The following is a 25237-nucleotide window of genomic DNA, read 5'->3' as shown; positions in this document are numbered from 1 at the left end:
AACCATGATTTACTTCGGTCTCTGGCAAATCCATCCATGCTATTACCTCACTTGTTTATCGCGCACCTGTGCGACAGTGTCGTGACAGTGTTTGATCTTGCCTTTGACGACTTTTAACTCACGTCCACATCCCGCATCAACAACCCAAAGCGCAATTCCACCGCATCCGGTATCGGCAAATACACCGTATGCCCATCCCCCGGCGCCACTTCAATGGCTTCGCCTTTAGCGTTCTGCAGCTGATGCAAATCGAAGTGGAAGTTGCCCTGGGGTGTCATCAGTTCCAGGTGGTCGCCCAGACCAAAGCGATTCTTCACCCGCACTTCGGCCAGACGATCCCGGCGTTCGCCGGTCAACTCGCCCACGAACTGTTGGCGTGCTGAAACCGAGCTGCCGTTCTGGTAATTCTGATATTCGTCATGCACATGCCGACGCAGAAAACCTTCGGTGTAGCCACGCTGGGCCAGGGATTCCAGATCGGTCATCAAATTGCGATCAAACGCCCGGCCCGCCATCGCATCATCGATCGCGCGACGGTAAACCTGGGTGGTGCGCGCGCAATAGAAGTGCGATTTGGTCCGGCCTTCGATCTTCAATGAATGCACGCCCATTTGCGTCAGGCGCTCGACGTGCTGGACGGCGCGCAGGTCCTTGGCGTTCATGATGTACGTGCCGTGTTCATCCTCGAATGCCGGCATCAGTTCGTCAGGGCGATTGGCCTCTTGCAGCAGGAATACTTGATCGGTCGGCGCGCCGATGCCCAGGGTCGGTTCGGGCCGGAACTGCTGGACGATTTCACCGAGCTGATTTTCGCTGGCCGGCATCGCCGAGTATTTCCAGCGACAGGCGTTGGTGCAGCTGCCCTGATTGGCGTCGCGCTTGTTCATGTAACCCGACAACAAGCAGCGCCCGGAATAGGCCATGCACAACGCGCCGTGCACAAACACTTCCAGCTCCATCGCCGGGACGTGCTGACGGATTTCAGCGATCTCGTCCAGCGACAGTTCGCGGGACAGGATGATCCGGCTCAAGCCCTGTTGCTGCCAGAACTCGACGCTGGCCCAGTTCACCGTGTTGGCCTGCACTGAGAGGTGGATCGGCATCTGCGGGAAGTGCCGGCGTACCAGCATGATCAGGCCAGGGTCGGACATGATCAGCGCGTCCGGCGCCATGGCGATCACCGGTTCCAGATCCTTCAAGAACGTTTTGAGCTTGGCGTTGTGCGGGGCGATGTTCACCACCACATAGAAGCGCTTGCCCTGAGCCTGGGCCTCGGCGATGCCGAGCGCGAGGTTGGCGTGATCGAATTCATTGTTGCGCACACGCAGGCTGTAGCGCGGCTGGCCGGCGTATACCGCGTCGGCGCCATAGGCGAAGGCATAACGCATGTTTTTCAGGGTGCCGGCAGGGGCGAGCAGTTCGGGGGGCGTAAGCGTCATGGCGCAGGTCATGGCAGTGTCGATCGCAAAAGCCGGCAAGGGTAAGCGGCTTGTCCGCGGGGTTTATTGATCTGGATCTATGCTTGATGAACAAACAAATGGCACTCGCGCGAATCGTGGCGGACTAAGCATCAAGACGCGCAACGGCGCTCCTGCGCACTGACATGGATCGGACATGAACGAAACGAAGCTGCAAAACAGATCGCTGATGGTATTGCTGACGCTTGTAAGCATTGCCTTCATCTGGATTCTGCTGCCGTTTTATGGCGCGGTGTTCTGGGCGGTCATCCTCGGTATTCTGTTTGCGCCCTTGCAGCATCAGCTGCAACGGAGGTTCGGTTGGCCTCACAACCTCACGGCCCTGTGCACCTTGTTTCTCTGTGTACTGATCGCGATCTTGCCGGTGATCACGATCAGTACGTTGCTGGTTCAAGAAGGCGCGGCGCTCTACAACAGAATCGAAAGCGGCGAACTGGACATTGCCGGGTATGTGTCGCAGTTCAAGCAAAGTCTGCCGCCGTACGTTCAGAACTTGCTCGATCGTTTCGGCATGGGCGAGCTGGCCGGGCTGCGTGAAAAAATCATCAAGAGCACGATGCAAGGCAGCCAGTTTGTCGCGACCAAGGCGTTCAGTTTTGGCCAGGGCACGTTCGAATTCGTGGTGGGCTTTTTCGTCATGCTGTATCTGCTGTTTTTCTTCCTGCGGGACGGCTCCGAACTGGCGCGCAAAGTACGTGCGGCCATACCGCTGGAAGATAACCAGAAGCGCCGTTTGCAACTCAAGTTCAATCGCGTGGTGCGGGCCACGGTGAAGGGCAACCTGGTGGTGGCGATCACGCAAGGGGCATTGGGTGGTTTTATTTTCTGGATTCTGGACATCCCGAGCGTGCTGCTCTGGGCGGTGTTGATGGCGTTTCTGTCGCTGTTGCCGTTGGTGGGGGCGGGGATTGTCTGGATGCCGGTGGCGGTGTATTTCCTGTTCAGCGGCGCGATCTGGCAGGCCACGGTGCTCATTTTGTTCGGGGTGTTCGTGATCGGCCTGGTGGACAACGTCCTGCGACCGATACTGGTGGGCAAGGACACCAAAATGCCCGACTACTTGATCCTTATCTCGACCCTGGGCGGCCTGGCGCTTTTCGGTATTAACGGTTTTGTCATCGGGCCGTTGATCGCCGCGTTGTTCGTGTCGAGCTGGGCCATTTACATCGATTCCAATCCACGGGTTCAGCTGCCTTAAGCACTGAACTGGCCCGAGCCGATACGTTGCGACAAGGCCAGGGCTGCGGGAAGCGAGGTGAGCGGGCCGCTGACAGGTTCACCGTCCTGCACCAGATACCAGCAGGCGAGTAATCCTTGGGCCCTGAGCGTTGCGGGAACCGCGCTGCCGATAACGGACATGATTTGAACCTGAGCCATAAGTACCTCCATTAATCTATGGAGCTACCTTACGGATCGGACGCTTGAACGGACAATCAACGCTTTCGATAGTCGTCATTGACGCCAATGAGTCCTGCGCTCAGTCCACTACTTGATCGAGCATATGCACCACTTCCTGCTCATTGAGCAGGCCTTTGCGCACCAGGTTTTCGGCCAGCAGCGAGAGAAATTTTGCGCTGCGATGACCTTCCAGATGCTTGAGTTCGGTCAGTGCGTTGTACACCTTGCCGGAAGTGCACAAGCCGACAATGCGATGCGGATTTTGTGTGGGCATGAGGTCGTCCTTGTTTTTATCAACCTGTTGTTTACGGACAGATCCAAGCTTGCGGATCGGACATGACATAAATATGACCAACTTTACCTGCCGGGACTATCCCGACAGCGACCTTGGCGAGATTTATTCAGACCTCGCCATACCTTGCGGCCACAAAAAAGGCCCCGCTGTTAAAGCGGGGCCTGAGGAGTGGATTACCAGCGGTCGCCACGATAATAACCATGGGGAGGGCCGTAATAGCCGCGCGGTGGACCATAGCCGCGTGGCGGACCGTAATAGATCGGTGCCGGGCGGTAGTAGATCGGTTGTTGAACGTAGACCGGCGCCGGTTGGTAATAAACAGGTGGTGGTTGCACGTACACCGGTTGTGGCTGAACGTAGACCGGTTGCTCCACATACACTGGACGGTCGCGGCCGATGATTGCCGAGCCAATGATTGCCGAGCCGACGATCGCACCAAACACAGCCGGACCTTCCCAGCCGCCATGACCACGACCACCTGCTTCTGCCTGCCCCGCGATAGCGAGAGCACCGATCAGCAAGGCTACTGTGGGGATTTTACGGATCATGATAAGTCCTCGGTTCTTCGACCCGGCGCTCGCGTCTGCAATAGACACAAGTTGTCGCGGGGATACTTCTAAGACAGCATTTTTTTGAAAATCAGCACAGCCGTTGGGTAAATTTTGTGTAAGGTCTGTACCGGCTTCTTTACGGCTGTGTGCCAGGTGCAGACTGGCTTTTATGATCAATCAGAACCGGTGGAGTGGCTAATCCCGTCCATCTGAAAGTGCTATTGAAGGAGATTCCAATGCAGATGAACCCCAACAGAGACACTCAGCTGTGCATGTCACTCTCGGGGCGCCCCGGCAATTTCGGCCTGCGGTTTCATAACCACCTGTACGAACAATTGGGCCTGAATTTCTACTACAAAGCCTTCAGCAGCCAGGACTTGCCGGGCGCCGTTGGCGGCATCCGCGCCTTGGGCATTCGGGGTTGCGGCGTGTCGATGCCATTCAAAGAAGCCTGTATTGCGTTGGTCGATGAGCTGGATGCATCGGCTGAGGCTATTCAATCGATCAACACTATTGTTAATACCAACGGTCACCTCAAGGCCTACAACACCGATTACATTGCGATTGCGCAATTGCTCGACACTCATCAGGTTCCCAAGGAATCGACCTTTGCCCTGCGCGGCAGCGGCGGCATGGCCAAGGCTGTGGCCAGTGCCTTGCGCGATGGCGGCTACAAAAACGGCCTGATCGTGGCCCGTAACGAGCGCGCCGGGCGTGCTTTGGCGCAATCGTTGGGTTACTCATGGCAGGCGGAACTGGGGGGCCAGCGCCCGCAGATGCTGATCAACGTGACGCCCATCGGCATGAATGGCGGGCCGGAAGCGGACCAATTGGCGTTTGACCCTGAAGCCATCGCTGCTGCCGAGACTGTGTTCGATGTGGTGGCGATCCCCTCGGAAACACCATTGATCGTGCGCGGTCGTGCTGAAGGCAAACGAGTCATCACCGGGCTGGAAGTGATTGCAATCCAGGCGCTGGAACAGTTCGTGCTGTACACCGGCGTGCGGCCGACCGATGAGCAATTCCAGAAAGCCGTGGCGTTTGCTCGGGGCTGATCATCCCGATTTTTTATTGAATGTACCGGGTAGGCTCGCTCCCACAGGTTCAGCGCTGATCTTGTGGGAGCGAGCCTGCTCGCGATTGTTGCGACTCGGTCTCCTGCCGATCCCCACTCACTTGCCCGCGAACATCTCCCACCTATACTGGCCACCAGCAAGCGCAGACTTGCTTTCCAGCCACCGTGACCGAGGTTTTCATGCATCCCGCCATTCTCAACCTGGATCAGGCCGAACTTTTACCGCTGCCCGAAGAATTTGCTCCCACCGGAGACGCTGCCGGCCGCTATCAACAACGCTTTGCCCGCATCGGCCAGCAATTGGGCGCGCAAAAGCTGGGTTATCGGTTGTACGCCCTGGAGCCAGGCATGCGTGGCAGTCCTTTTCATAACCATCGGGTCAACGAGGAGATGTTCTATATCGTGGCCGGGGAAGGGGAAGTTCGCCTTGGCGCCGAACGCTTTCCGATCCGCGCCGGTGACGTAATCGCCTGCCCCGCGGGCGGACCTGAAGCTGCACACCAGATCATCAACACCAGCAACGGCGAATTGCGCTATCTGGCAGTCAGCAGCCAGCAATCACCTGACATTTGCGAATACCCGGATTCCGGCAAATACGTGGTGATGGACGACTTCAAGGTCGATGCCCAAGGCAATGCTTCGGGCTTCGTTGCCGTCGCCAGGCAGGCCGATGGTGTGGATTATTGGGACGGCGAGTAGCCATTCAGGCACAACGTATCTTGTAGCAGCTGCTACAAGTACGGTGCGGATTATTCGAGGCGTGCCAAGCGCTCTTCCAGCGCCGCAATCCGCGCTTCAAGCTCTTCGATCCGCTCAACCGACACCCCGCCACTGGTGCCACGTTCCGCCGGATTCTGTCGGGCAGCCAGGATCGTTTCGATATCCGCCGGATCGCCCAGTGCATGCATATAACGGTCTTCGCGCTGGCCGGCCTGACGCGGAATCAACAGCGCCAGGCCTCTGGCGATCAAGCGCTCCAGCTGATGCATCACTTGCTCGGCATCTTCAAAATCATGCATGCGGCCGCTACGGGTCAGCAGTTCGTTGACCGTCTGCGGGCCGCGCAGGAACAACAGCCCGGTCAGAATCACCTGCGCCGGCACCAGTTCCAGCGCCTTGTCGACCCGATGCTCCCAGCGGTCGGCACGGCTGCCCATTACCAGTCTGGTAAAACCGCGACCTTCCAGCACGCGCAGGCTCTGGCCGACCTGGCCCTGGCTGAGGTTCATCACCGGTTCGCGGCTGGTTTTCTGGTTACAGGCAATCACCAGCGCATTGAGCGTCAGCGGATAGGTTTCCGGGCTGGTGGCCTGTTTCTCGATCAACGAGCCCAGAATGCGGATTTCCGTGCTGTTGAGCCGCGGTTCGTCGGAGGTCGTTTCTTGCTCAGTGCTCATCGCGCTTTTCCCTATGCAGTCGAAGCATGCAGTCGAAGCCGCCTAGCCTAATCCTTGCAGGATAAAAGACAAGCCGCAGGGCGGTCGGGCATGGCTATAATCGCTCCACGTTTTTACTCCTGTCACCACACGAGACCATCATGACTATTTCCCTGTACGCCGCATCCGTTCCGGTTTTCCAGCAAATGCTCAATGCCCTGAGCAACAACCTGAGCAAGGCCGAAGCCCACGCTACCGCGAAAAACATCGATCCGAACGCATTCCTGCAAGCCCGTCTGTACCCGGACATGTTCCCGCTGGTACGCCAGGTGCAGATCGCCGTTGATTTCGCCAAAGGCGTTTCGGCGCGTCTGGCTGAAGTCGAACTGCCGAAATACGATGACACCGAAACCACCTTCGCCGAACTGCAAGCATTGATCGCCAAGGTTCTGGCCTTCATCGGTGAGATCAAGCCAGAGCAGATCGACGGCAAGGAAGGCATCGAGATCGTTACCCGTCCAGGCACGCCTAAAGAGAAGCGCTTCACTGGCCAGGCTTACCTGCTGAGCTACGGTCTGCCACAGTTCTTCTTCCACGTGACCACTGCTTACGCACTGCTGCGTCACAACGGTGTGGAAGTGGGCAAGCGCGATTACATGGGCGCGTTCTAAACCGCCAGGTACAAAAAAGCCCGCCAAGGTGTAAGCCTTGGCGGGCTTTTTTTTGTCACGCCTTCTGTAGGTGCGTTGTTACGCCAAACGCTGGGCTTCCCGGGCTTCCCGGGTCTTCTGTTCCTCACCCTGGCACGCCGCCGCGGTGAACAGCACGTCGGTGGAGGAGTTCAGCGCGGTTTCCGCCGAGTCCTGCAATACACCGATGATGAAGCCGACCGCCACCACCTGCATGGCGATTTCGCTCGGGATGCCGAACAGGCTGCACGCCAGTGGAATCAGCAACAGCGAACCGCCAGCCACGCCCGAGGCGCCACAGGCACAGATCGCTGCGACGATGCTGAGCAGGATGGCCGTCGGAATATCCACGGCGATGCCCAGGGTGTGCACGGCGGCCAGGGTCAGCACGGTGATGGTGATTGCTGCGCCGGCCATGTTGATGGTGGCGCCGAGCGGGATCGACACCGAATAGGTATCTTCGTGCAGGCCCAGGCGCTTGCTCAATTCCAGGTTGACTGGAATGTTCGCCGCCGAACTGCGAGTGAAGAAGGCAGTGATGCCGCTCTCACGCAGGCAAGTGAATACCAGCGGATACGGGTTGCGACGCAACTTCCAGAACACAATGGCGGGGTTCATCACCAGTGCCACGAACAGCATGCAGCCCAGCAACACGGCCAGCAGATGCATGTAACCGATCAAGGCGCCGAATCCAGAGGTGGCGAGGGTCGAGGCCACCAGGCCGAAGATCCCCAGCGGTGCAAAGCGAATCACCACCCGTACGATAACCGTCACGCCATTGGACAAATCGCCCAGCACCTCACGGGTGGTTGCGCCGGCATGGCGGATCGCGATACCCATGCCGATGGCCCAAGCGAGAATGCCGATGAAGTTGGCGTTCATCAGCGCACTGACCGGGTTATCGACCACGCTCAGTGCCAGGCTTTGCAGCACTTCACTGATGCCGCCTGGTGCGGTCACCGCAACATCCTGGGTGGCCAACACCAGACTCGACGGAAACAGCGTACTGGCGACCACCGCCACCACGGCTGCCGCGAAGGTGCCCAGCAGGTACAGAAACAGGATCGGCCGGATATGGGTTTCCTGGCCGTGCTTATGGTTGGCAATCGAAGCCATGACCAGCACGAACACCAGAACCGGCGCGACAGCCTTGAGCGCCGACACGAACACTTTGCCAATGAAGGCGGTGGACTTGGCCAGCTCAGGCGCGAGCAACGCCAAGGCAATCCCGGCGATCAGGCCGATGATGATTTGCGTGACCAGGCTGCTGCGTTTCAGGCGTTGCATGAGAGAAGGGGATAAAGCGGTCATAACGGCATCTCTGATTTTATTAGGGTGCAGGGTTCCGCTCATGCAGCAAAAAGCCGGGCAGGCCACATGGAGGGAACCGAAGGGTCGCTACATCAATGCCAATGAATGGCCGATGAGCAAAGTATAAGTACCGCAGGCCGCGGACTTTATCACAGCGTAGTCGTGATCCTTCAGACCTGTGACGATCTGCCACCCGATTGATCAACGCGATTTGCAGGTTCGTGCAACCTCGTCCGGAAACACTCTGTTAAGCTTCGCCATCCTCATTTTCAAGTTCTGCCAGTGAGCCTTCGGGCTGTCGCTGGTGTCGTCGTTTTCCTGGAGTTCTGCATGCTGTTGCCCATTCTTCTGTTGTCCGCCGCCGGTTTTACGGTGCTGACCACGGAATTCATCATCGTCGGCCTGTTGCCGGCAATCGCCCGTGATCTGGACGTCAGCATCCCTCAAGCGGGTTTGCTGGTGACCCTGTTCGCCTTTACCGTGGCCGCTTTCGGACCGTTCCTGACCGCATACTTTGCAAGGTTTGAACGGCGCAAACTGTTTATCAGCGTGCTGATCATGTTCGGCCTGGCCAACACGCTGGCGGCACTGGCGCCGAACATCGGGGTGATGGCCATTGCGCGATTGATTCCGGCGCTGGGGTTGCCGGTGTTCTGGGCGTTGGCCAGTGAAACCGCAGTGGATATCGTCGGGCCGGACTATGCCGGGCGGGCCATATCCAAGATCGGTTTCGGCATTGTCTGCGCCACGGTGTTCGGCATTCCGGTGGGGACACTGATTTCCGATGCGTTCGGCTGGCGCAGTGCCTTTGGCATTCTGGCGGTGATCGCGTTTGCCAAGGCGCTGCTGCTGTTTATCTACCTGCCGAAAACCAACCTGCACCAACATCAAGTCAGTTTCCGTTCGCAGTTCAGAATCCTGCGCAGCCCATTGATGCTGGGGCATGTGCTGTTATCGATCCTGGTGTTCAGCGGCATGTTCACCGCTTACACCTACCTGGCGGACATTCTTGAGCGGCTGGCCGGTTTCAACGGCACCGTGGTCGGCTGGTGCCTGATGGGCTTCGGTGCGGTGGGCTTGATCGGCAACTCGCTGGGCGGTCGCGCGGTGGATCGACATCCGCTGATCGCTTCAGTGACGTTCTGTGCCTTCATGATCGCCGGCATGGTCGCGTTGGTGCCGAACATTCATTCACCCCTCGGTCTGGCGGCAGCGATGGGGATTTGGGGCGTGACTCAGGCCGCGCTGTTCCTGGTCAGCCATGTGCGCCTGATGAAGGCTGCGCCTGAGGCTCCGGCCTTTGCTGCATCGCTGAACATCGCCGGGGCCAACCTCGGAATCGGTCTGGGCGCGATGGTCGGTGGGCGGGTGATCGACAGTGTTGGCCTGGGTGGACTGGGTTTCGCGGCAGCCGGTTTTATCCTTGTCTCGATCCTGTTGGCGATGGCGCTGATGACCTTCAAGCCTCGCGAAATCTGCGCCTGACATCTCACATCGCGGTGAACAGCTCGCGGCGAGCACCTTCGGTAATGGCGACAATGCCGGGGTGCTTGACCTTGCGCTCCACCGAGATGGCGTAGAACGACTCGCGTACGGCGTCGGTCTGACCGATCAACTCCACGCCGCATTGGCGTTTCAATTCGTCGGCAATCACGCTCGGGCCGATGAATATCCCGCTACCGGATTGGCCGAAAGCCTGCATCAAAGCGCTGTCGTCGAATTCGCCGACGATCTGTGGCTGGATCTGCTGTTCGGCAAACCAGCGTTGCAAGCGACTGCGCACTACGGTTTCCGGCCCGGGAATCAGCAGCGGGGCGCCGTGCAGGCTGCGGGGGAAGTCCTGGCCATACCGCGCCGCCAGTTCGGCAGTGGCGAAGAAGCTGATGCCGCATTCGCCGAGTTTCTGGCTGTAGCCCTTGATGTCCAGATGCGAGGGCATCGGGCTGTCGGAAATCACCAGATCAAGGCGCTGAATCGCCAGGTCGGCAAGCAAGCGTTCCAGTTTGTCTTCGCGACAGGTGATACGCAGCGGTTCGCTCAACTCCATGGTCGGCGCGATCAGTCGATAAACGATGGATTTAGGCACCACGTCGGCGACGCCCACCCGAAACAGAATCTGTTGCTCATTGGGCTGCGCCCGCAGCATCAATTCCAGCTCGCCACCGAGTTGGAACATCTGCTCGGCGTAGGGCAGGGTCTGACGCCCGGCTTCGGTGAGTTCCAGCTGCCGGCCGACCCGACGAAACAACTCGATGCCATAGGTTTGCTCGAGCAGGGAAATCTGCCCGCTGATGGTCTGTGGCGTCAGATTCAGTTGCTCGCAGGCGCGCACGATGCTGCCGGTCTTGGCCACCACCCAGAAGTAATGCAGCTGTCGATAATTAAGCATGTTGGTGAAATCCCCTTGTTCACATACGCCAATACACTATCTGGATTCGTTGTAACCGAAGTATAACCGCTAAAAATACGAATTTTCCTGAAGTGTTTGCTTCCTTAGAATGCCTCGCTATCGACGGATCGCCTTTTCGGTTCTGTCTGTTTTATCGAGGAAAGCATCATGAAGCTTAAAACCACGGCACTGCTGATTGCGTCTTTACTGGTGCTGGCCGGTTGCGACCAGGCCGAGAAAAGCGCTCAGCAATTGATGGGCAAGGCCGCCGAAACCGCCAAACAGGCGATTGACGATACCCACAAAGCTGCCGAGCAAGCGCTCAGCGATGCCACGGGCGGTTTGATCAGCAAGAAAGAACAACCGGCCAAAGAGACGGACAAAACCGAATCTTCGTCCCAGGAAATCTAAACCGTCTACAACGAGTCAGGACTGACCCATGGAATACCTTTTAGAACTTGCTGCAAGCCCCACTGCCTGGGTCGCCCTGGCCACGCTGGTGGTGATGGAAATCGTGCTCGGCATCGATAACCTGATCTTCATCTCGATCCTCACCAACAAGCTGCCCGAACAGCATCGCCAAAAGGCGCGGCGCATCGGTATCGGCATGGCGTTGATCTTGCGCCTGGCACTGTTGAGCACCATCGCGTTCATCGTCCAGTTGACGGAGCCTGTGATCGAGATTCTCGGCCACGCGTTCTCCTGGAAGGACATGATCCTGATTGCCGGTGGCCTGTTCCTGTTGTGGAAAGCGACCACCGAAATCCATCACAGCATGGACCCGGCGCCGGATGATCCGATGTCGGCTACCTCGACCGTGACCCTGGGCTTTGCCGCTGCGATCGGTCAGATCCTGCTGCTGGACATGGTGTTCTCCATCGACAGCATCATTACCGCTGTCGGCATGACCGAGCATTTGCCGATCATGATCATTGCGGTGGTGGTGTCGGTACTGGTGATGTTGCTGGCGGCTGACCCTCTGGCCAAGTTCATCAACGACAACCCAACGGTGGTGATGTTGGCGCTGGGCTTCCTGATCATGATCGGCATGACGCTGATCGCCGAAGGTTTTGGCGCCCACGTACCGAAAGGCTACGTCTACGCGGCCATGGCGTTCTCGGCCACGATCGAAGGCTTGAACATGCTGTCGCGTCGGGCCAGGCAGAAGCGCATCGCCGCTGAAGCTTAACCTTCGTTAAGCGAAACGGCCGCCTGAACTCGAAAGAGTCCAGGCGGCCGTTTTTGTTTGGGCGACTGAAAAGCGCCGGTCAGTGCGCGGTGGCGGGGTGGGCAGCCGGCTGATCGGTTTTCGCCACAGGCGCCGATTGAACCGGGTGGTGATGGTGTCGGCGGGTAATACGCAAAACGCCCCACAGCATGGCGGCGGCCACGGCCAGCCAGCCGGAAATCAACATTACAATGGTCATTGTCAGGCTCATCAGTGCCTCCTCTTTGCCCTGCATCGGGCACACACTCTTCCTTGGTAAGTGACAGTTTAGCCGCTGCTGTATTTCAGACTATTGACCAAAGGTCGCCTGTCACCAACCAGTTCGCTCTATCGAATGCAATCAACTGCCGGTTAAGGCTATACCGCTGCCTTGCGGCATCCTATGATCGACGGCCAAGCCGGGAGTGTGAATACCTGGCGTCTGAACAAGAGAGTGATGATGCGGTTATTTTCTCGAATTCGATCTTTGGTGCTGATCGTCGGCTGCGTTGCCGGTCTGGCTGGCTGTGCGGGGAGCGTGGCGCCTGAAATCAAGCGTCTGCCAGAGCGGGTCGAACTCAGCGGTACGTTCTACCGTGGGCAAAGTTATCAAAGCGGGCCTCAGGTGTTGGCTAGCCTGCTGTCCCAGCAGGGCATCGTGATAACCCCGGGGTTGCTCGACAAACCTCTGCATTTGCCGGGCGCCGAAGACCGCTTGCAGCAGAATATGCAGAACCTCGCGCGCGAGTACGGGATGGTGGTCTATCCCCTCGACAGCCATTTGCCGGCGCTGCTGGCCCAGGTTGCTGCCGGTTATCCGGTAATGGTGCGCTTCACCGAAGGCTCAGCGTTCTGGGCAGAGCCCCGATACGCCATTCTCGCCGGTTACAACCGTCAGAAGCAGACCGTGTTGCTGCGCGCCGGGATGGACCGTCGGTTGCTGATGGGGTTCAGCACCTTTGAATCGGCGTTCGAAAATGCCGGCGGCTGGGCTGTATTGATCCAGAAGCCGGACCAGATTCCGGCCAACGTCGATCAGCAGCGCTGGCTGAAAGCGGCGAGCGATCTTGCCCAGTCAGGTCAAGAGCAGGCGGCAGCCCGGGCGAAAAAAGCGTTAAGCGCGCAGTAGTTTCCGTTCGTCATCTTGCAGGGCACCACTCAGGATTATTGGCCTCTCATGTAAAGGGCCCGGATTACTTCCCGGGTCGTGACCAGGAGGCGCCCATGGCTCATTCCAATACCCCCACTGGCCCGCACTCGTCTGAGCATTCGTCCGATAATGAGTTGGGGTTCGACCCCGATTCTCCGGACCTCGCCGATCCGCAGGTCGATCCCATCGGGCCCGCCAAGGCGCCCAAGGATGTAAAACCGGGTGAGGCGGGCAAGAAGGCTCCCGCGAAGCCTTACGATCCGCTTGGCGATCTGAAACCCAAGTCCTAGTCAGAGGTGCATATGTCTACCGATTCGAGCTTCGACGACAAACGTCCAGATCCTCCCGACAGTGTTCCAACAACCCCCGAAGGGGATCTGGATCCGGTGATGGATCCGGACAGCCCGTTACGGGACCCGTTGGCCAGACCGACCGTGGTACCAACAAAACATCCGCAGGGCTGGAAAGACCCAAGTGCCGGGGATGGCATCCCGGATGACGATCAGATGCCGTTGCCCAACGATTAATCCCAGACAAAAAAAGCCCCGAATATTCGGGGCTTTCGTTTGGAGGCGTTTCGAGCTTATTTCGATGCTTCAACCACGCCGCTCTGGCGATGCTTGAGATTCTTGTCGGATTTGTACTGCAGGGCGACGGAAGGCACGTTGGCGCTCTTGCCGGTTTCGACCCAGCTGCGAATACGGCTGGCATCGGCAAAGTGCGTGTATTTGCCAAAGGCATCCAGAATCACCAGCGCCATCGGACGATCACCCATGTGGGTGACCAGCACCAGGCAGTGACCGGCCGCGTTGGTAAAGCCGGTTTTGGTCAGTTTGATGTCCCAGTTAGGCTTGTTGACCAAATGGTCGGTGTTGCGGAAGCCCAGGCTGTAGTTGGGTTTACGGAACGAAACGGTTTTTGCCTTGGTGGTGCTCAGTTGAGTCAATAGCGGGTGCTTGTGTGCGGCGATCAGCAGTTTGCTCAGATCGCGGGCGGTGGACACATTGCGGGGGGAGAGGCCCGTCGGTTCGACAAAGTGGGTGCTGGTCATCCCCAGTGCTTTGGCTTTGGCGTTCATGGCGGCAATGAACGCGACATAGCCGCCCGGATAGTGATGGGCCAGACTCGCAGCGGCACGGTTTTCCGAGGACATCAGGGCAATCAGCAGCATCTCTCGGCGCGGCAATTCGCTTTTGAGTTTGACCCGGGAAAACACGCCTTTCATTTCCGGGGTGTCGCTGATATTGACGGAAAGGTATTCGTCCATGTTCTGCCGGGCTTCTACCACCACCAGGCCGGTCATCAGTTTGCTGACGGACGCGATTGGCACTACGACGTCAGGGTTACTGGCATAGATCACTTTGTTGGTTTGCATATCCATCAGCAAGACACTGCCGGAAGCGATCTTCAGTTGTGAAATGTCTCGGGGTGCGGCGGTGGTTTCGGCGGCGTTGATCGTTGGCGTGGTGAAAGTCCCTGTAAATGCAAAAAATAGGCTCAGGATTGAAAGACGGATTTTCACGCTGGCGGACTCATAAAGGGTGGATATGCCGTTCTGTAACGGGCTGTTTCTTTAAAAAGCGACGCATTTTAGGAGTATGGCTGAAGAACTGTCGATGGTTGTTCGATGTTCAGGGGAAAGTGCCTGGAAGCCTGATAAAAACAGCCTTTTCCGGCGGATGGTCGAGCTTTTCTCGCAGGCAAAAAGAACCCCGCGATGGGCGGGGTTCTTTTATGCGGCGCTGCAAGTCAGCGTGAACTCAGCCGTGCAGTGTTTCCGCGGCATACAGCGTGTTTTCCAGCAGGCAGGCGCGGGTCATCGGGCCAACGCCACCCGGTACCGGAGTGATCCAGCCGGCGCGGGGCAGGGCGGTTTCGTAGATCACGTCACCGACCAGCTTGCCATCTTCCTGACGATTGATACCGACGTCGATCACAATCGCGCCTTCCTTGATCCACTCACCTTTGACCAGGCCCGGCTTGCCGGCGGCAACCACCACCAGGTCGGCGCGACCGACATGGCCCGCCAGATCTTTGGTGAAGCGGTGGGTAACGGTCACGGTGCAACCGGCCAGCAGCAGTTCCATTGCCATCGGACGGCCAACAATGTTGGAAGCCCCGACAATGACCGCGTCCATCCCGTATAGATCGGCACCGGTGCTTTCCAGCAACGCCATGATGCCTTTAGGTGTGCACGGACGCAGCAGCGGAATGCGCTGGGCCAGACGGCCGACGTTATAAGGGTGGAAACCGTCGACGTCCTTGTCTGGACGAATGCGCTCCAGCAATTTGGAGGCGTCCAGATGTTCAGGTAAAGGCAGCTGAAGCAGAACGCCGTCAATCGCCGGGTCGTCGTTCAGGCGATCGATCAGGTCGGTCAGTGCTTCTTGAGTGGTTTCGGCAGGCAGGTCGTAGGCTTGGGAAAGGAAGCCGACCTCTTCACAGTCTTTACGCTTGTGCGAGACATAAACCTGAGAGGCAGGATCGCTGCCGACCAGGATCACCGCGAGACCGGGCGTGCGCAGACCTTGCTGGCGACGCTCGGCGACTCGTTTGGCGATCTGCTGGCGCAGGCTGGCGGCGATCGATTTGCCGTCGATTAGTTGTGCAGTCATTGCGCGTGATTAACCATCGAGAGGGGAAAAAAAGAGAACGCATTCTCGCATGTCATGAGGTGAGGGCAAAGGCGCTTGGTCTGCAAATTCCCCTAACCCCTTTAATTAAATGAATTTTTTTTAAAAAAGAGTTGACGACCTTCAGGCTCACCTATAACATTCGTCGCACTTGTCGGGCACAGCCTAGCACTGGTTAAGAAGGTTGAGCAGAGTTGATGTTTAATTCGGCGAGACTGAAAGCACTTAGTTTGTAATCGTCCAAGAATACAGATTAACAAGGCGCCCGTAGCTCAGCTGGATAGAGCATCCGCCTTCTAAGCGGATGGTCGCAGGTTCGAGTCCTGCCGGGTGCGCCAATTAGGCAGCTTTGGCACAAGTAGCGCAACATGGCAATATGGTGGGCGTAGCTCAGTTGGTAGAGCACGGGATTGTGACTCCCGTTGTCGAGGGTTCGATCCCCTTCGTCCACCCCATATTTAGAAAGGCGCCAGATTAACAGTCTGGCGCCTTTGCTTTAAAAGCTTGATGCGGATGTGGTGGAATTGGTAGACACACTGGATTTAGGTTCCAGCGCCGCAAGGTGTGAGAGTTCGAGTCTCTCCGTCCGCACCATTACAAACAGCTATCTAATAGCAGAAAACGGCGCAGCACCTGAAAAGGGCTGCGCCGTTTTTGTTTTATAAGTCTGAATTTTCAAAACAACCGCATGTTCCGGGTTGAAGGGCGGGTAGGGTCGTCGAATTTATGTATCTCGATGATGCTGATTCGCCCGTCGGTCCCCTCGTGGGGTCGGCTGTCAGGGATGGATTGCCGATTCCTTCTATATATAGAAGGATTGGTGCAGAGCCCTGGCATGACTGGCTGTATTTGCTAACAGGGCGAGGCACAACCGTTTGTCCCCGCCTATAAATTGCCTGCTGCTTTTTTACCCGTTTTCAGTAGGGTGACTTCTTGAGTTTGACCCACTAGAATGCATGCCCTTGATTCTGGGGTCGGAAACGGCCGGCTAACGTCTGTGCAACGAGGAATATCCATGCAAGTTTCTGTTGAAAATACTTCTGCTCTTGAGCGCCGCATGAGCATCACCGTGCCGGCTGAGCGCATCGAGACTCAGGTCAACAAGCGTCTGCAGCAGACTGCCCAAAAGGCCAAGATCGCTGGCTTCCGTCCAGGCAAAGTGCCTATGAGTGAAATCAAGCGCCGTTTCGGTGCTGATGCACGTCAAGAAGCCGTGGGCGACGTGATCCAGTCTTCTTTCTACGAAGCTGTTGTCGAGCAGAAGCTGAACCCGGCTGGCGCTCCTTCGATCGAGCCTAAATCGATGGAAGCTGGCAAAGATCTGGAATACGTCGCAATTTTCGAAGTGTTCCCGGAGTTCACTGTTGCCGGTTTCGAAGGTATCACTGTCGAGCGCCTGAGCGCTGACGTGGCTGATGCCGATCTGGACAAGATGCTGGAAATCCTGCGCAAGCAGAACACCCGTTTTGAAGTCGCCGATCGCGCTGCTCAGAACGAAGACCAACTGAACATCGATTTTGTCGGCAAAGTCGACGGTGAAGTGTTCGCTGGCGGTTCCGCCAAAGGCACCCAGTTGGTGCTGGGTTCCGGCCGCATGATTCCTGGTTTCGAAGACGGTCTGGTCGGCGCTAAAGCCGGCGAAGAGCGCGTTCTGAACCTGACCTTCCCTGAGGACTATCAGAACCTCGACCTGGCAGGCAAAGCCGCTGAGTTCACCGTGACCGTGAACACCGTTTCCGAGCCTAAACTGCCTGAGCTGACCGAAGAATTCTTCGCTCAATTCGGCATCAAGGAAACCGGTCTGGAAGGCTTCCGCACCGAAGTTCGCAAGAACATGGAGCGTGAACTGCGTCAGGCGATCAAATCCAAGGTCAAGAATCAGGTTATGGACGGTCTGCTGGCCACCAACCCGATCGAAGTGCCAAAGGCTCTGCTGTCCAACGAAGTCGACCGTCTGCGTGTGCAGGCTGTTCAGCAGTTCGGCGGCAACATCAAGCCTGACCAACTGCCGGCCGAGCTGTTCGAAGAACAAGCCAAGCGCCGCGTTGTGCTGGGTCTGATCGTGGCTGAAGTGGTCAAGCAATTCGACCTCAAGCCTGATGAAGCCCGCGTTCGCGAGATGATTCAGGAAATGGCTTCGGCTTACCAGGAGCCTGAGCAGGTTGTGTCTTGGTACTACAAGAACGACCAGCAACTGAACGAAGTCCGTTCGGTTGTGCTGGAAGAACAAGTTGTGGATACTGTTCTGCAGAAAGCTAGCGTGACCGACAAATCGGTCTCTTACGAAGAAGCAGTCAAGCCGGTAGAAGCTCCACAAGCCGACTGATTGTTTTTGCGGTAAGAAGTACACACCATAAGCCAGCCTTCGTGCTGGCTTATGCGTATTCAAGACATAACTATTTGGGAGTGACTGCAGAGCATGTTCCGTAATTCGTATATTCAGCAGAACTCTGATATCCAGGCCGCAGGCGGCCTGGTCCCGATGGTTGTCGAGCAGTCTGCTCGTGGCGAACGCGCCTATGACATCTACTCGCGCCTTCTCAAGGAGCGAGTGATCTTTCTGGTTGGTCCGGTAGAGGACTACATGGCCAACCTGATCTGTGCGCAACTGCTGTTCCTTGAAGCGGAAAACCCGGACAAGGACATCCATCTTTATATCAACTCGCCGGGCGGTTCGGTGACGGCGGGCATGTCGATCTACGACACCATGCAGTTCATCAAGCCAAACGTGTCGACCACCTGTATCGGTCAAGCGTGCAGCATGGGCGCGTTTCTTCTGACGGCCGGTGCGAAAGGCAAGCGTTACTGCCTGCCAAACTCGCGTGTGATGATTCACCAGCCACTGGGCGGTTTCCAGGGCCAGGCTTCGGATATCGAAATCCATGCCAAGGAAATCCTCTTCATTCGTGAGCGTCTCAACACGCTGATGGCCAAGCATAGCGGGCGCACTCTTGAAGAAATCGAGCGCGATACCAACCGCGATAATTTCATGAGTGCAGAAGCAGCGCGTGAATACGGGTTGATCGATGAAGTGATCAATCAGCGCCCCGCTTAAAATAAGCAGCTCAAAATAAGGTTGGTCGGCGGGTCCGATCACTAGCGGGCTTGAAAAAGCCCGCAATAGCCTTCATCTTGTGTTGCAAGCCTATCGGATTTGGATCGAACGAATGACTGACACCCGCAACGGCGAGGACAACGGCAAGCTGCTCTATTGCTCCTTCTGTGGCAAAAGCCAGCATGAAGTACGCAAATTGATTGCCGGCCCCTCGGTCTTTATCTGCGACGAGTGCGTCGACCTGTGCAATGACATCATCCGTGAGGAGGTGCAGGAAGCCCAGGCCGAAAGCAGCGCGCATAAATTGCCTTCGCCTAAAGAAATCAGCGGCATCCTTGATCAGTACGTGATTGGTCAGGAACGTGCGAAAAAGGTTCTGGCCGTAGCGGTGTACAACCACTACAAGCGTTTGAACCAGCGTGACAAAAAGAATGACGACGTCGAACTCGGCAAAAGCAACATCTTGCTGATCGGCCCGACAGGCTCGGGTAAAACCCTGCTTGCCGAAACACTGGCCCGCTTGCTGAACGTTCCGTTCACCATCGCCGACGCAACCACCCTCACCGAGGCGGGTTATGTAGGTGAAGATGTCGAGAACATCATTCAGAAGCTGCTGCAGAAGTGCGATTACGACGTAGAAAAAGCCCAGATGGGCATTGTTTACATCGATGAGATCGACAAGATCTCGCGCAAGTCTGACAACCCGTCGATCACCCGGGACGTTTCCGGTGAAGGCGTGCAGCAGGCCCTGCTCAAGTTGATCGAAGGCACAGTTGCTTCCGTACCACCTCAAGGTGGTCGCAAGCATCCGCAGCAGGAATTCCTTCAGGTCGACACCCGTAACATCCTGTTTATCTGCGGTGGTGCGTTCTCCGGTCTGGAAAAGGTTATTCAAAACCGTTCCACCAAGGGCGGCATCGGTTTCAACGCGGAAGTTCGCAGCAAGGAAGAAGGCAAGAAAGTCGGTGAGTCCCTGCGTGAAGTCGAACCTGACGATTTGGTCAAGTTCGGTCTGATCCCGGAATTCGTCGGTCGTCTACCGGTACTTGCCACGCTGGACGAGCTTGATGAGGCTGCGTTGATGCAGATTCTCACCGAGCCGAAAAATGCTCTGACCAAGCAGTATGCCAAGCTGTTCGAGATGGAAGGCGTGGACCTGGAATTCCGGGCCGACGCGCTGAAATCGGTCGCCAAACGTGCCCTGGAACGCAAAACCGGTGCCCGAGGACTGCGTTCGATTCTCGAAGGTGTATTGCTCGACACTATGTATGAAATCCCCTCGCAGTCCGAGGTGAGTAAAGTAGTGATCGATGAAAGCGTTATAGAAGGTAAGTCCAAGCCACTGTATATCTACGAAAACAGTGAGCCGACTGCCAAGGCAGCGCCGGACGCCTAAGCGTCACACTGCTGGAATAAAGAAGGGGCCTTCGGGCCCCTTTGCTTTTAACGCGTTTTAACATTTTATTTGCGCTTGTTTTTTTTGAAAACAGCCCCCATCTTGGTTTCAAGCTTACTTCCATCTGTTTACGGCCTTATGGCCGCCGTAGAGGCGAAATCATGAAGACAACCATCGAATTGCCTCTCCTGCCATTGCGTGATGTCGTGGTTTATCCGCACATGGTTATCCCGCTGTTCGTGGGGCGCGAAAAATCCATCGAAGCCCTCGAGGCAGCGATGACGGGCGACAAGCAGATCCTTCTGCTGGCTCAGCGAAATCCTGCTGACGACGATCCCGGTGAAGAAGCACTTTATCGCGTAGGCACCATCGCTACCGTTCTGCAGCTGCTCAAGCTGCCTGACGGCACGGTCAAGGTTCTTGTCGAAGGCGAGCAGCGAGGCGCCGTGGAGCGCTTCAGCGAAGTCGATGGCCACTGCCGTGCCGAAGTATCGCTGATCGACGAAGTCGACGCGCCTGAGCGCGAGTCGGAAGTGTTTGTCCGCAGCTTGCTGGCTCAGTTCGAACAATATGTGCAGCTGGGCAAGAAAGTCCCCGCTGAAGTCCTGTCGTCGCTTAACAGCATCGACGAGCCAGGTCGCTTGGTCGACACCATGGCCGCGCATATGGCCCTGAAGATCGAGCAAAAGCAGGAAATCCTCGAAATCATCGATTTGTCGGCCCGTGTCGAGCACGTTCTGGCATTGTTGGATGCCGAGATCGATCTGCTGCAAGTCGAAAAACGCATTCGTGGCCGCGTTAAAAAACAAATGGAGCGCAGCCAGCGCGAGTACTACCTGAATGAGCAGATGAAGGCCATTCAGAAAGAGCTGGGCGACAGCGATGAAGGCCACAACGAAATCGAAGAGCTGAAAAAGCGTATCGATGCCGCCGGTCTGCCGAAAGACGCGCTGGCCAAGGCTCAGGCCGAACTGAACAAACTCAAGCAAATGTCGCCAATGTCCGCGGAAGCGACGGTGGTGCGTTCGTACATCGACTGGCTGGTTCAAGTGCCGTGGAAGGCTCAGAGCAAGGTGCGTCTGGACCTTGCCCGTGCCGAAGACATTCTCGACGCCGACCACTATGGTCTGGAAGAAGTCAAAGAGCGGATCCTCGAATACCTCGCCGTGCAGAAGCGCGTGAAGAAGATTCGTGGCCCGGTGCTGTGCCTGGTCGGTCCTCCCGGGGTGGGTAAAACCTCTCTGGCGGAGTCGATTGCTCACGCCACCAACCGCAAATTCGTTCGCATGGCCCTCGGTGGTGTGCGCGATGAGGCGGAAATTCGTGGTCATCGCCGGACTTATATCGGATCGATGCCAGGAAGATTGATTCAAAAGATGACAAAAGTGGGCGTTCGCAACCCGCTGTTCCTGCTCGATGAAATCGACAAAATGGGCAGCGACATGCGTGGCGATCCGGCGTCGGCGTTGCTGGAAGTGCTCGATCCCGAGCAGAACCACAACTTCAACGATCACTATCTGGAAGTCGACTACGACCTCTCTGATGTGATGTTCCTGTGCACCTCCAACTCCATGAACATTCCGCCGGCGCTGCTGGACCGGATGGAAGTGATTCGTCTGCCGGGTTACACCGAAGACGAGAAGATCAACATCGCTGTCAAATACCTTTCGCCGAAGCAGATTACGGCCAACGGTCTGAAGAAAGGCGAGCTGGAATTCGACGCCGAAGCGATCCGCGACATCATTCGCTACTACACCCGCGAAGCCGGTGTACGTGGGCTGGAGCGCCAGATTGCCAAGGTTTGCCGCAAGGCAGTCAAAGAGCATGCAATGGAAAAACGTTTCTCGGTGAAGGTCACTGCCGACATGCTCGAGCACTTCCTGGGTGTGCGTAAATTCCGCTACGGTCTGGCTGAGTCGCAAGATCAGATCGGTCAGGTCACCGGCTTGGCTTGGACTCAGGTGGGCGGCGAATTGTTGACCATTGAAGCCGCGGTCGTGCCGGGTAAAGGCCAGTTGATCAAAACCGGTTCTCTGGGTGACGTGATGGTCGAATCGATCACTGCAGCCCTGACCGTTGTCCGCAGCCGTGCGAAGAGCCTGGGGATTCCTCTGGACTTCCACGAGAAACGCGACACGCATATCCATATGCCTGAAGGGGCAACGCCTAAAGATGGCCCTAGCGCTGGTGTAGGCATGTGCACGGCCCTGGTGTCAGCATTGACTGGCATTCCTGTACGCGCAGATGTTGCGATGACCGGCGAAATCACCTTGCGTGGTCAGGTGCTGGCGATCGGTGGTTTGAAGGAAAAACTGCTGGCTGCTCACCGTGGCGGAATCAAGACGGTGATCATTCCTGAAGAGAACGTACGCGATCTGAAGGAAATTCCTGACAATATCAAGCAAGATCTACAGATTAAACCAGTTAAATGGATTGACGAGGTCCTGCAAATTGCGCTGCAATACGCGCCGGAGCCCTTGCCGGATGTGGTTCCGGAGATCGTTGCAAAGGATGAAAAACGCGAGTCTGACTCTAAGGAAAGAATTAGCACGCATTAGTACGCATTTGCCTGGGGGGCTTGTTGACAGTTTTTTAGAGCCCTTGTTATAAAGCGGCTCTTAAGTGTCTGTAGGCCATTCAGCACTCGTTTTTTTGCTTTCACCAAAAAACTTAGAATCAAACTCAAATAGATATAAGGGGACTTAGAGTGAACAAGTCGGAACTGATTGATGCTATCGCTGCATCCGCTGATATCCCGAAAGCTGCTGCTGGCCGTGCGCTGGACGCTGTAATCGAATCCGTCACTGGCGCTCTCAAGGCTGGCGACTCTGTTGTTCTGGTTGGTTTCGGTACCTTCTCCGTGACCGATCGTCCAGCTCGCATCGGTCGTAACCCACAGACCGGTAAGACGCTGGAAATCGCCGCCGCCAAAAAACCAGGTTTCAAAGCCGGTAAAGCACTGAAAGAAGCTGTCAACTAAGTTCGATTCAGGTTTTTGCCTATCCGGGTCGGGGTCATTCCTGACTTGGCAGCGGAGCGGTAGTTCAGTCGGTTAGAATACCGGCCTGTCACGCCGGGGGTCGCGGGTTCGAGTCCCGTCCGCTCCGCCAGTTACGAGAAGGCGCATCCTCGGATGCGCCTTTCTTCTATCCGGATTCTACCCACGCTCCACGGTTGCCTAATTTTGAAGTTCAACCGTTTCTGGGGGACGCATGCTGCAGAATATCAGGGACAATTCACAAGGCTGGATTGCCAAGACCATTATCGGGATCATCGTTGTACTGATGGCTTTCACCGGTATCGAGGCCATTTTCCAGGCGACGACCAACAGCCAGGATGCGGCCAAGGTCAATGGTGAAGAAATCAGTCAAAACGAGCTGAACCAGGCGGTTGATATGCAACGCCGTCAGCTCATGCAACAGCTTGGCAAGGATTTCGATGCTTCCTTGCTCGACGAAAAAATGCTGCGCGAATCGGCCCTCAAAGGCCTGATCGATCGCAAACTGCTGCTGCAAGGCGCAGAAAAATCGAAATTCGCTTTCTCCGAGGCGGCTTTGGATCAGGTGATCCTGCAAACGCCTGAATTCCAGGTGGAAGGCAAGTTCAACGCCGATCGCTTCGATCAGGTGATCCGTCAACTCGGCTATAGCCGTCTGCAATTCCGCCAGATGCTGGCTCAGGAAATGCTGATCGGTCAGCTACGCGCTGGCTTGGCCGGTAGCGGCTTTGTCACCGATGCACAGGTTCTGGCCTTCGCCCGTCTGGAAAAGCAGACCCGCGATTTCGCCACCTTGAACGTCAAGGCAGATCCTGCGGCGGTGAAACTGACTGACGACGAAGTCAAAGCCTACTACGACGAACACGCCAAGGAATTCATGACGCCGGATCAGGTGGTCATCGATTACCTCGAATTGAAGAAGGCGTCCTTCTTTGATCAGGTCAGTGTCAAGGACGAAGACCTGCAAGCGGCGTATCAGAAAGAAACCGCGAACCTGTCCGAGCAACGCCGGGCTGCGCATATTCTGGTCGAAGTGAACGATAAGGTGACCGAGGCGCAAGCCAAGGCCAAAATCGAAGAAGTGCAGGCGCGTCTGGCCAAAGGCGAGAAATTCGAGGCCCTGGCCAAGGAATTCTCCCAGGATCCGGGCTCGGCGAACAACGGCGGTGACCTTGGGTTTGCAGGTCCAGGCGTCTACGATCCAGCGTTTGAAAAAGCCCTGTATTCGTTGGCCAAAGATCAGGTTTCGGAGCCGGTTCGCACTGACTTCGGTTTTCACCTGATCAAGCTGCTGGGTGTTGAAGCCCCTGAAGTGCCGACGTTTGCCAGCCTGAAAGACAAGCTGACCCGCGAGCTGAAAACCCAGCAGGTCGAGCAGCGTTTCGTCGAGGCGACCAAACAATTGGAAGACTCGTCGTTCGAATCCTCCGATCTGGCCCAGCCAGCACAAGACTTGAAGCTGACTGTCCACACCTCCGCGCCATTCGGCCGGGAAGGTGGCGAAGGTATTGCGGCCAACCGTGCCGTGGTTACCGCTGCGTTCAGTCCTGAAGTGCTGGATGAGGGTGCCAACAGCACCGCCATCGAGCTGGACCCGGAAACCGTGATCGTGCTGCGCGCCAAGGAACACCGCAAGCCTGAGCAACTGCCGCTGGAAAGCGTGTCTGCCAGTATCCGTGCGCAACTGATCAAGGAGCATGCCAGTGCTGCCGCCAAGACCAAGGCTGAACAACTGATCGCCAGCCTGCGCGATGGCAAGACTGCGCTGGACAAGGCGATCGATGGCCAGAACTGGAAAGTGATTCAAGCGGCGACTCGTGCTCAGGAAGGGGTCGACCCAACCGTGCTGCAAGCGCTGTTCCGCATGCCCAAGCCAGTCTCCAAGGACAAGCCGACCTTCAGCAGCGTGACTCTGGCCGATGGTAGCCTGGTGATCGTGCGCCTGGACGGCGTGAACGAAGCGGCGGCGCCGACCGAAGAGGAGAAGGTTCAATACCGTCGATTCCTCGCCTCGCGCATTGGCCAGCAAGACTTCGCGGCTTACCGCAAACTGTTGGAAAGCGAGGCTGAGATCAAGCGTTTCTGATGCTTGACTGAGCTTTACGCGACATAAAAGACCCCGGCCGAAAGGCTGGGGTTTTTTATGGGTGAAACAAAAGCGGTATGAGCTACCCGTCGCCTGCTTATTTACCGCGCGACTTTTTCCTGTCAATGACAGTCAGTAGACTTGTAACTG

The 25237-nt window shown here is 56.8% G+C and carries 26 protein-coding genes and 4 tRNA genes; 20 read left to right on the top strand and 10 right to left on the bottom strand.

The features are described from left to right. Positions 1-113: 113 nt before the first annotated feature. Complete coding sequence (trhP, locus tag PSH97_RS18920) at positions 114-1439, bottom strand: prephenate-dependent tRNA uridine(34) hydroxylase TrhP (protein ID WP_305446224.1); 1326 nt, start codon at positions 1437-1439, stop codon at positions 114-116. A 175-nt stretch (positions 1440-1614) separates the two neighbouring features. Here trhP and PSH97_RS18915 point away from each other — a divergent pair, with 175 nt between their 5' ends. Beyond that, positions 1615-2676, top strand: a complete 1062-nt coding sequence (locus PSH97_RS18915) for an AI-2E family transporter (RefSeq protein WP_305446223.1) — start codon at positions 1615-1617, stop codon at positions 2674-2676. Here the strand turns inward: PSH97_RS18915 and PSH97_RS18910 are convergent. The 3 genes from PSH97_RS18910 to PSH97_RS18900 form a co-directional block, all read right to left on the bottom strand. Then, positions 2673-2855 (bottom strand): hypothetical protein, encoded by a 183-nt coding sequence (locus PSH97_RS18910; RefSeq protein WP_305446222.1) that lies wholly within the window; start codon positions 2853-2855, stop codon positions 2673-2675. The two genes, PSH97_RS18915 and PSH97_RS18910, sit on opposite strands and share 4 nt — an antisense overlap. A gap of 100 nt (positions 2856-2955) precedes the next feature. Further along, complete coding sequence (locus PSH97_RS18905) at positions 2956-3150, bottom strand: hypothetical protein (RefSeq protein WP_030131554.1); 195 nt, start codon at positions 3148-3150, stop codon at positions 2956-2958. 194 nt (positions 3151-3344) lie between these two features. Further along, complete coding sequence (locus PSH97_RS18900) at positions 3345-3719, bottom strand: hypothetical protein (protein ID WP_305446221.1); 375 nt, start codon at positions 3717-3719, stop codon at positions 3345-3347. 239 nt (positions 3720-3958) lie between these two features. Here PSH97_RS18900 and PSH97_RS18895 point away from each other — a divergent pair, with 239 nt between their 5' ends. Next, positions 3959-4777 (top strand): shikimate 5-dehydrogenase, encoded by an 819-nt coding sequence (locus PSH97_RS18895; protein ID WP_305446220.1) that lies wholly within the window; start codon positions 3959-3961, stop codon positions 4775-4777. Between the two features lie 200 nt (positions 4778-4977). Next, the gene (locus PSH97_RS18890; RefSeq protein WP_305446219.1) at positions 4978-5496 is read left to right on the top strand and encodes a cupin domain-containing protein; all 519 of its coding nucleotides are present in this window, start codon (positions 4978-4980) and stop codon (positions 5494-5496) included. Between the two features lie 50 nt (positions 5497-5546). Here the strand turns inward: PSH97_RS18890 and PSH97_RS18885 are convergent, their stop codons facing one another. Beyond that, complete coding sequence (locus PSH97_RS18885; protein WP_305446218.1) at positions 5547-6194, bottom strand: YceH family protein; 648 nt, start codon at positions 6192-6194, stop codon at positions 5547-5549. A gap of 140 nt (positions 6195-6334) precedes the next feature. Between PSH97_RS18885 and PSH97_RS18880 the strand changes: the two genes are divergently transcribed. Beyond that, complete coding sequence (locus PSH97_RS18880) at positions 6335-6844, top strand: DUF1993 domain-containing protein (RefSeq protein ID WP_007901777.1); 510 nt, start codon at positions 6335-6337, stop codon at positions 6842-6844. 78 nt (positions 6845-6922) lie between these two features. Here PSH97_RS18880 and sstT read toward each other — a convergent pair whose 3' ends face one another. Further along, positions 6923-8173, bottom strand: coding sequence for a serine/threonine transporter SstT (gene sstT / locus PSH97_RS18875; RefSeq protein WP_305446217.1), 1251 nt, complete (start codon positions 8171-8173; stop codon positions 6923-6925). Between the two features lie 330 nt (positions 8174-8503). Here sstT and PSH97_RS18870 point away from each other — a divergent pair, with 330 nt between their 5' ends. Beyond that, the gene (locus PSH97_RS18870) at positions 8504-9658 is read left to right on the top strand and encodes an MFS transporter (protein ID WP_052967280.1); all 1155 of its coding nucleotides are present in this window, start codon (positions 8504-8506) and stop codon (positions 9656-9658) included. A 4-nt stretch (positions 9659-9662) separates the two neighbouring features. Here the strand turns inward: PSH97_RS18870 and nhaR are convergent, their stop codons facing one another. Next, entirely contained in the window at positions 9663-10562 is a 900-nt protein-coding gene (nhaR, locus tag PSH97_RS18865) for a transcriptional activator NhaR (RefSeq protein ID WP_123357532.1), read from the bottom strand. A gap of 168 nt (positions 10563-10730) precedes the next feature. Between nhaR and PSH97_RS18860 the strand changes: the two genes are divergently transcribed. Together PSH97_RS18860 and PSH97_RS18855 are read left to right on the top strand one after the other, a co-directional pair. Further along, the gene (locus tag PSH97_RS18860) at positions 10731-10973 is read left to right on the top strand and encodes a hypothetical protein (protein ID WP_305446216.1); all 243 of its coding nucleotides are present in this window, start codon (positions 10731-10733) and stop codon (positions 10971-10973) included. A 28-nt stretch (positions 10974-11001) separates the two neighbouring features. Next, the gene (locus PSH97_RS18855; RefSeq protein WP_030130811.1) at positions 11002-11751 is read left to right on the top strand and encodes a TerC family protein; all 750 of its coding nucleotides are present in this window, start codon (positions 11002-11004) and stop codon (positions 11749-11751) included. A gap of 79 nt (positions 11752-11830) precedes the next feature. Here the strand turns inward: PSH97_RS18855 and PSH97_RS18850 are convergent, their stop codons facing one another. Then, on the bottom strand, positions 11831-12001 hold the full coding sequence (locus tag PSH97_RS18850; RefSeq protein WP_187326411.1) for a hypothetical protein: 171 nt from the start codon (positions 11999-12001) through the stop codon (positions 11831-11833). A 171-nt stretch (positions 12002-12172) separates the two neighbouring features. On the opposite strand from PSH97_RS18850, the gene PSH97_RS18845 reads away from it, so the two are divergent. The 3 genes from PSH97_RS18845 (at position 12173) to PSH97_RS18835 (ending at position 13446) form a co-directional block, all read left to right on the top strand. After that, the gene (locus tag PSH97_RS18845) at positions 12173-12898 is read left to right on the top strand and encodes a peptidase C39 family protein (protein WP_305446215.1); all 726 of its coding nucleotides are present in this window, start codon (positions 12173-12175) and stop codon (positions 12896-12898) included. A 95-nt stretch (positions 12899-12993) separates the two neighbouring features. Next, the gene (locus PSH97_RS18840) at positions 12994-13209 is read left to right on the top strand and encodes a DUF6021 family protein (RefSeq protein WP_305446214.1); all 216 of its coding nucleotides are present in this window, start codon (positions 12994-12996) and stop codon (positions 13207-13209) included. 12 nt (positions 13210-13221) lie between these two features. Then, on the top strand, positions 13222-13446 hold the full coding sequence (locus PSH97_RS18835; RefSeq protein WP_253544799.1) for a hypothetical protein: 225 nt from the start codon (positions 13222-13224) through the stop codon (positions 13444-13446). A gap of 56 nt (positions 13447-13502) precedes the next feature. Here the strand turns inward: PSH97_RS18835 and pbpG are convergent, their stop codons facing one another. Together pbpG and folD are read right to left on the bottom strand one after the other, a co-directional pair. Next, positions 13503-14441 carry a D-alanyl-D-alanine endopeptidase gene (gene pbpG / locus PSH97_RS18830; protein WP_305446213.1) on the bottom strand — a complete coding sequence of 313 codons (939 nt, stop codon included), beginning with the start codon at positions 14439-14441 and terminating at the stop codon, positions 13503-13505. A gap of 238 nt (positions 14442-14679) precedes the next feature. Further along, entirely contained in the window at positions 14680-15534 is an 855-nt protein-coding gene (gene folD / locus PSH97_RS18825) for a bifunctional methylenetetrahydrofolate dehydrogenase/methenyltetrahydrofolate cyclohydrolase FolD (protein ID WP_305446212.1), read from the bottom strand. A 279-nt stretch (positions 15535-15813) separates the two neighbouring features. On the opposite strand from folD, the gene PSH97_RS18820 reads away from it, so the two are divergent. From PSH97_RS18820 to PSH97_RS18775, 10 genes are all read left to right on the top strand, one after another. Next, a tRNA-Arg gene (locus PSH97_RS18820) sits at positions 15814-15890 on the top strand. 41 nt (positions 15891-15931) lie between these two features. Beyond that, positions 15932-16007, top strand: a tRNA-His gene (locus PSH97_RS18815). A 54-nt stretch (positions 16008-16061) separates the two neighbouring features. Further along, a tRNA-Leu gene (locus PSH97_RS18810) sits at positions 16062-16146 on the top strand. Positions 16147-16567: 421 nt separating this feature from the next. Next, positions 16568-17878, top strand: a complete 1311-nt coding sequence (tig, locus tag PSH97_RS18805) for a trigger factor (protein ID WP_052967287.1) — start codon at positions 16568-16570, stop codon at positions 17876-17878. Between the two features lie 93 nt (positions 17879-17971). Beyond that, a complete protein-coding gene (gene clpP / locus PSH97_RS18800) occupies positions 17972-18607 on the top strand; it encodes an ATP-dependent Clp endopeptidase proteolytic subunit ClpP (RefSeq protein WP_008062468.1) in 636 nt (211 codons plus the stop codon). A gap of 112 nt (positions 18608-18719) precedes the next feature. Then, the gene (gene clpX, locus PSH97_RS18795; protein WP_007901798.1) at positions 18720-20003 is read left to right on the top strand and encodes an ATP-dependent Clp protease ATP-binding subunit ClpX; all 1284 of its coding nucleotides are present in this window, start codon (positions 18720-18722) and stop codon (positions 20001-20003) included. A 161-nt stretch (positions 20004-20164) separates the two neighbouring features. Further along, entirely contained in the window at positions 20165-22561 is a 2397-nt protein-coding gene (gene lon, locus PSH97_RS18790) for an endopeptidase La (RefSeq protein WP_007901802.1), read from the top strand. Positions 22562-22710: 149 nt separating this feature from the next. Beyond that, positions 22711-22983, top strand: coding sequence for an HU family DNA-binding protein (locus tag PSH97_RS18785; protein WP_002552737.1), 273 nt, complete (start codon positions 22711-22713; stop codon positions 22981-22983). Between the two features lie 53 nt (positions 22984-23036). Continuing rightward, positions 23037-23113 (top strand) — tRNA-Asp (locus PSH97_RS18780). Positions 23114-23215: 102 nt separating this feature from the next. Beyond that, positions 23216-25087, top strand: coding sequence for a SurA N-terminal domain-containing protein (locus PSH97_RS18775; protein WP_305446211.1), 1872 nt, complete (start codon positions 23216-23218; stop codon positions 25085-25087). The last annotated feature ends 150 nt before the right edge of the window (positions 25088-25237 follow it).

The sequence above is a fragment of the Pseudomonas cucumis genome (genome assembly GCF_030687935.1).
GTDB classification, from domain to species: domain Bacteria; phylum Pseudomonadota; class Gammaproteobacteria; order Pseudomonadales; family Pseudomonadaceae; genus Aquipseudomonas; species Aquipseudomonas cucumis.
Note: the sequence above shows the minus strand (reverse complement) of the source record. Positions and strands in the feature narration are given on the sequence as shown.